Origin of the sequence: Streptomyces kunmingensis (assembly GCF_039533535.1) — a bacterium.
Lineage (GTDB): Bacteria > Actinomycetota > Actinomycetes > Streptomycetales > Streptomycetaceae > Streptomyces > Streptomyces kunmingensis.
On record NZ_BAAATS010000032.1, the window covers coordinates 100,692 to 106,691 of the forward strand.

Below are 6,000 nucleotides of genomic sequence, written 5' to 3' on the forward strand. Positions count from 1 at the left end.
GCGACCATTCCGGCGTCACGCACTGGGTCGATACCAGATACCACCCGCAGCCTTGACGATGCTCAAGTCCACGCTGTCGAGCGCGACTTGTCGTTGGTCGGACAGTTCGGCGACACCTCATGCGGCCCTCGTGGGCGCGGCGGGTTCGAAGGCGAGTCCTCTTCGCGATATCTATCCGCTGGACACCAGACCGCCTGGTCTAAGTGAGCCGTTCTACATGGCGCAACCTGCGCCGTTACGTTTCAGACCGTTCGGTCCACAGACCGATTGGTCTGGCACGGTGGTCAGCATTCCGGCGGTTGCTCAGCAATTTGAAGGCCCAAGAAAGGGTGTCTCTCTTGTCGACGACAAGCTCAAGCGAGCGTGAGAACGGCGCGGTCCACGCGCCCACAGGTCCAGGAAAGAAGCTGGCCGGGAAGACCGCGGTTGTCACCGGCGCTTCGAGCGGAATTGGCGCCGGCATCGCCAGGGCCCTCGGTGCTGAGGGCGCTACCGTCGTCGTCGGCTACGCCACCAGCAAGAACGGTGCCGACTCCGTCGTGCGGTCGATCGAAGCAGCAGGCGGATCGGCGGTCGCCGCGCAGGTGGACATGAGCGAGTCGACTGACGTCATCCGCTTCTTCGACGAGGTGAAGGCCACGCACGGCACCGTGGACGTACTCGTGAACAACGCAGGCTTCGCAATATTTGAAATGATCGACGACCTCACTGAAGAGGCTTTCCACCAGCAGTTCAATCTGAACGTGCTGGGCTACTTCCTGGCGATCCGGGAGGCGGTGAAGCACTTTGGAGACAGCGGCGGCAGCATCATCAACGTCAGCTCGATACTGAGCACCGATCCGTATCTGGCGTCCAGTGTCTACGCGGCCACAAAGGGCGCCGTGGACACGATGACCTTCGCGCTGGCCCGCGAACTCGGCCCGCGTGGGATCCGGGTGAATTCGATCCTTCCGGGCCACACGAACACTCCGGCCACTGACGGACATTGGACCGGCGAACTCGGGGAGAAGCTGCTCGCCGGTACACCGCTGGGCCGCTTCGGCGAACCCGAGGACATCGCACCGGTCGCGGTCTTTCTCGCGTCAGAGGACTCGCACTGGGTGACGGGTGAGTCGATCCGCGCCGCGGGCGGCGTGCGCGGCGTGGGCTACTGACCACCGGTCCGTACCCGCCGACCGCGGCTGTTCACGGCGATGCTTCGCTTCCTGGTGGCCCGACCCATCAGGCCGATGCCACCGTCGTCACAGTTGATCCCATCTGCACGCGGAGCATCGCGTCGGCGGCATCAGAACCTCGGCGCAGCGCGCTACTGGATGGCCAACGCCTCAGCTCACGCTGTCGACTTGACAGGCAGGGCGCGTCGGATCACTTCTTCGGCGAACGCCACGCCGGCGGGCGCCGCACCCTCGCGGCCACGGGCGGCACCGCTGACGTTCAGCCCGTCGATGATCAGCATCAGCCGATCGGCCAGCCCCCGCGGGTCAGCAGCGCCCGCCTGCCGGGCCAGATCGATCAGCCCGCCGTGGACTTGGTCGTAGTAGGCGATGGACAGTGCGTGGGCAGGGTGGCCGGCGTCCGAAAACTCGGCGTGGGTGTTGGTGACCGGGCAGCCGCGGTAGCCGGGGGCCATGACCTGCTCGGCGGTCCAGCCGACGATCGTGATCAGTTAGCCGGCGGGGTCGTCGGGCCGCTGCTCGGCGGCAAGCTCCCTGACCCGGGCGAAGGTGCTTGTGTACCGCTCTAGGTAGGCCACGACCAAGTCGTCTTGGTAGCGAACTCGCGGTACAGCATGGCCTTGCCGCAGCCAATCTCGTCGATCATCTGTTGCATGACCACCGCGTGCACGCCGTACCCGTCGAACAGCCGGGACACCACATCGAGGATCCGTTCCCGGCTTTCCGAGTCACGTGTTACGGGGGGACATGAGCATGCAGGTGACCAGACCGTCCGGTCCGCTTACGGTGGCCACTCTCCGTAGCGTCTTCGCATGGCTGTAGAACACACCTCGACGCATGAACGCGGCCGCCCGCAGTCGAGATCGCGACAGGCACGGTGATCCCGAAACCGGGAGAAGCGTCGTCGGCTGCGGCTGCGGCTGCGGCTGCGGCTGCGGCTGCGGTGGGTTGGTGCTCCCGCTCGTGACCGCTGATGCACGATGCCGCCACGGCATGGCCGCGGCCTGCTTCTGAGCTGTGTTCATGGGCGCGACCGGGGGCACCGGCTCCCCTGTCGCGCCCATGACTCTCTGTCTCAGTGCGCCAGAGACTGCTCCATGACGTGCAGGACTCGGTCGAGTCCGGGCAGGTAGTCGTCTTCGATCCGGGCCGGCGGATACGGGGCGTGGAAGCCGCCGACCCGGAGCACCGGTGACTCCAGGTGGTAGAAGCACCTCTCCTGCACCTTGGCGACGATCTCGGCGCCAGGGCCTACGAAGGTGGGGGCCTCGTGCACCACGACCAGGTGGCCGGTGCGCCGTACCGAACGCTCGACGGTGTCGATGTCGAGCGGAGAGAGCGACCGGAGGTCCACGACCTCCACCGAGCGTCCCTCGGTCGCCGCCGCGTCGGCGACCTCCAGGCACAGCTTCACCGACGGGCCGTACCCGACGAGGGTGAGATCGTCGCCGGGCCGGACGACGCGGGCTGAGTGAAGGGGGGCAGGCGGCTCCGAGAGGTCCACTTCCGCCCCTTCCCAGTAACGCCGTTTTGGCTCCAGGAAGATGACCGGGTCGTCCGAGCGGATGGCCTGCCGCAGCATCCAGTAGGCGTCCTCGGGCTGCGACGGCGACACCACTCGGAGTCCCGCGGTGTGCATGAAGTAGGCCTCAGGCGACTCGCTGTGGTGCTCGATGCCGCCGATCCCGCCGCCGTAGGGCATCCGGATCACGACGGGCAGGCGGACCATGCCCTGGGAACGGGCATGCATCTTCGCCAGCTGCGTCACGATCTGGTTGAACGCCGGGAAGACGAAGCCGTCGAACTGAATCTCCACCACCGGCCGCAGCCCGCCGAGGGCCATACCGATCGCCGTCCCCACCAGTCCCGACTCCGCGAGCGGAGAGTCGATGACCCGGTCCGCGCCGAAGCGCTTCTGCAACCCGTCGGTCACCCGGAACACGCCGCCGAGGACGCCTATGTCCTCGCCCTGGAGCAGGACATCGGTGTCCTCCGCCATGGCGTCGGCCAGCGCCGTGTTCAGTGCCGCCACCATGGTCAGCTTCTCGTGGGCGCCGCCGCCCGTGTGCGCAGTCGTCATCGAACCGTCTCCTCCTGCGCGAAGGAATTCTGGAGATCTTCGAACATGCGCCTCTCCTCCCCCACTTGGGCATGCTCGTCGACATACACGTGCCGGAACATGTCCACCGGGTCGGGATCGGGCATGGCACGCACGCCCTCGCGCAGGCGTCGCGCCATCAGCTCTGTCTCCGCTTCCAGGTCCGTGAAGAAGTCGGGGCCCGCGTGACCGTAGGCGATCAGGTGTGCCCGCAGGCGGCGCAACGGGTCCTTGGCCTCCCAGGCACGCACCTCTTCGGTGTCCCGGTAGCGCGTCGGGTCGTCGGACGTGGCGTGCGGCGCCATGCGGTAGGTGAGCGCCTCGATGAGGGAGGGGCCCTCGCCCGAGCGGGCCGCGTCCAACGCGGACCGGGTCACCGCCAGACAGGCCAGCACGTCGTTGCCGTCCACCTGGACGCCGGGGAACCCCCAGCCATCGGCACGCCGGTACAGCGGGGCGCGGCTCTGGCGGGAAACCGGAGTGGAGATCGCCCACTGGTTATTCTGGCAGAAGAAGACGATGGGCGCACGATTCACCGAGGCGTAGGTGAACGCCTCGGCCACATCTCCCTGGCTGGAGGCCCCGTCGCCGAAGTATGAGAGGACCGCGCTGTCGCCGGGCCGGCGGGCCGTCGCCATGGCGTAACCCACGGCGTGCAGCAGAGGCGGTCCGATCACGAGCGTATACAGGTGGAAGTGGTGCTCCTGTGGGTCCCAGGCTCCGTGCTTCACGCCCCGGTACAGACCCATCAACGTGAGCGCGTCCACGCCGCGCGTCCAGGCCACACCATGTTCCCGATAGCAGGGAAACACGTGATCGTCCGGCCGGGCGGCCCGGCCAGAGCCGATCTGGGCCGCCTCTTGTCCCAGCAGCGGTGCCCAGAGGGCCAGTTCACCCTGTCGCTGCAGAGTCGTGCCCTCGGTGTCCAGGCGCCGGGTGATCGCCATGTCCCGGTACAGGCCGCACAGTTCGGTGCCGGACAGGGTGAGGGCGTAGTCCGGGTTCTCGACGAGTTCGCCCTCTGGGCTGAGGAGTTGGACAGCGGGCATACGCGGGCTCCATTTCTGGACGGAAGAACGGGTGAGAGGGAGGGCCTGGGCGCGCACGACACCGAGTGCAGGAGGACCCCGCACCACCCGCAGGCCGAACCTGAGGCGTCGCGGCCGCTGCGAACGGAACAACGCCGGGCAACGCTCGGGTCGTCCCCCGCCGCTCGCCCGGCTCCTCCCATGCCCGCTCACACAGCCCGGGATCCAGGCTTGGTACCTGCCTCCGTCGCGGCCGGCCGGCCGCATGAATTCCTTTCCCGAGGTCCCGAGCAGTACCGCACGACGGAGCCCGCCCAGTTTTCCCTCCCACTCACGTGCAATACCAGAGGACCACATGACCGAATGACGGCTGGGCATACGGATGCGCCAAGGAGAAGCCAAAGAGAAGAATCGCTCAATCACGGACGCGACTGCGCGCCGCTGGTACCCGCGAACCGTGGTCAGTTCGCGAGCAGGTCCTCGGAAACCTGCCACAGACGCTGGGCGGCCTCGGGGTCCAGAGCGTGAGCCGCTACCCCGTCGGCCTCGCCGTCGGCCGGGACTACATCGCTGGGGAGCGCTTCGTTGCAGTTCTCGAAGTAGCGTCCACCGATGCCTTCCACGAGCGGGGAGGCCGCCAGGAGCACGGAGGTGGCGGCGCCCTGCTGGGCGGTGCGCCACGGATAGGCGTCGAAGATCGCCTTCTGCTCGGGGTCCGCCGGGGACTCGTCGAGGTGGCGCTGCAGTCCGGTGCGGATTCCACCGGGCATCAGGGCATTGGCCGTGATGCCCTGGCCGGACCAGCGGCGGTGCGCCTCGACGGCGAACAGCACGTTGGCGGTCTTGGCCTGGCCGTAGGCGAGCCAGGGGTCGTAGGCGCGGTGGGTGAAGTGGATGTCCTCGAAGACGAGCGGGGAGGCCAGATGGCCGCTGGAGCTGACGGCCACGATCCGGGCTCCTTCAGCCGCCGCCAATGCCGGTTGCAGGGCGAGGGCCAGACGGAAGTGTCCCAGGTGGTTGGTGGCGAACTGGTACTCCCAGCCTTCGGAGGTGCGGCGCAGGTCGGGCAGCGCCATGACGCCGGCGTTGTTGACCAGGATGTGCAGCGGACCGCTCCAGGAGTCGGCGAACGAGGCGACCGAGGCGGGGGCGGTCAGCTCCAGGGCCGCGACGTGCACGCCGGGGTTACCGGTGGTGGCGGTGATGTCCGCGGCTACGGTACGCCCGGCCTCGGTGTTGCGAACTGCGAGAGTCACTTCGGCGCCGGCGCGGGCCAGGCTGCGGGCCGTTTCGACGCCGATTCCCGAGGCGCCTCCGGTGACAACAGCGCGTTTGCCGGTCAGATCGACGCTTCGGACGATCTCGTCGGCGGTGGTGTCGCGGCTGAAGCGTGTGATCATACGAGTGTGCTCAGTCATGGAGTGTCCTGCCGTGTCGTGCACTGATTCTTCTCGGGCGTACCGGCGCTCGTCGTTCTGGGCTCGGCCGAGTCCAGAACGACAAGCGCTGTTGCAGCAGATCGGTCTTCATTGGCCGGCAGGTGTCCATGGGTTCACGGTGCAACCGGCCCGAGTCGGGTGTTCCGTTGTTGCTGGCGCTTCGGCGAGGAGGGCGCCAAAGCACAGGCTGTCCTGGGCATTTCGCGGGGTGTGGGTCAGATCCAGTTGGGGGCGTAGTCCTCGGCGTAGCGGGCACCGAA

The 6,000-nt window shown here is 67.6% G+C and carries 6 protein-coding genes; 1 reads left to right on the forward strand and 5 read right to left on the reverse strand.

The window, feature by feature from the left end:
* Positions 1-338: 338 nt before the first annotated feature.
* Positions 339-1,154 (forward strand): SDR family NAD(P)-dependent oxidoreductase, encoded by an 816-nt coding sequence (locus ABD366_RS36285; protein WP_324767885.1) that lies wholly within the window; start codon positions 339-341, stop codon positions 1,152-1,154.
* A gap of 176 nt (positions 1,155-1,330) precedes the next feature.
* Here the strand turns inward: ABD366_RS36285 and ABD366_RS36290 are convergent, their stop codons facing one another.
* The 5 genes from ABD366_RS36290 to ABD366_RS36310 form a co-directional block, all read right to left on the reverse strand.
* Positions 1,331-1,630: a hypothetical protein gene (locus tag ABD366_RS36290; protein WP_324767884.1), complete on the reverse strand. Its 300-nt coding sequence runs from the start codon at positions 1,628-1,630 to the stop codon at positions 1,331-1,333.
* A 110-nt stretch (positions 1,631-1,740) separates the two neighbouring features.
* Positions 1,741-1,872, reverse strand: coding sequence for a TetR/AcrR family transcriptional regulator (locus ABD366_RS36295; RefSeq protein ID WP_324767882.1), 132 nt, complete (start codon positions 1,870-1,872; stop codon positions 1,741-1,743).
* 378 nt (positions 1,873-2,250) lie between these two features.
* Positions 2,251-3,255, reverse strand: coding sequence for an alpha-ketoacid dehydrogenase subunit beta (locus ABD366_RS36300; RefSeq protein ID WP_324767881.1), 1,005 nt, complete (start codon positions 3,253-3,255; stop codon positions 2,251-2,253).
* Entirely contained in the window at positions 3,252-4,322 is a 1,071-nt protein-coding gene (locus tag ABD366_RS36305) for a thiamine pyrophosphate-dependent dehydrogenase E1 component subunit alpha (protein WP_411293669.1), read from the reverse strand. Before ABD366_RS36305 ends, ABD366_RS36300 begins: the two co-directional genes overlap by 4 nt.
* A gap of 440 nt (positions 4,323-4,762) precedes the next feature.
* A complete protein-coding gene (locus ABD366_RS36310) occupies positions 4,763-5,719 on the reverse strand; it encodes an SDR family NAD(P)-dependent oxidoreductase (protein ID WP_324767877.1) in 957 nt (318 codons plus the stop codon).
* Between the last annotated feature and the right edge of the window lie 281 nt (positions 5,720-6,000).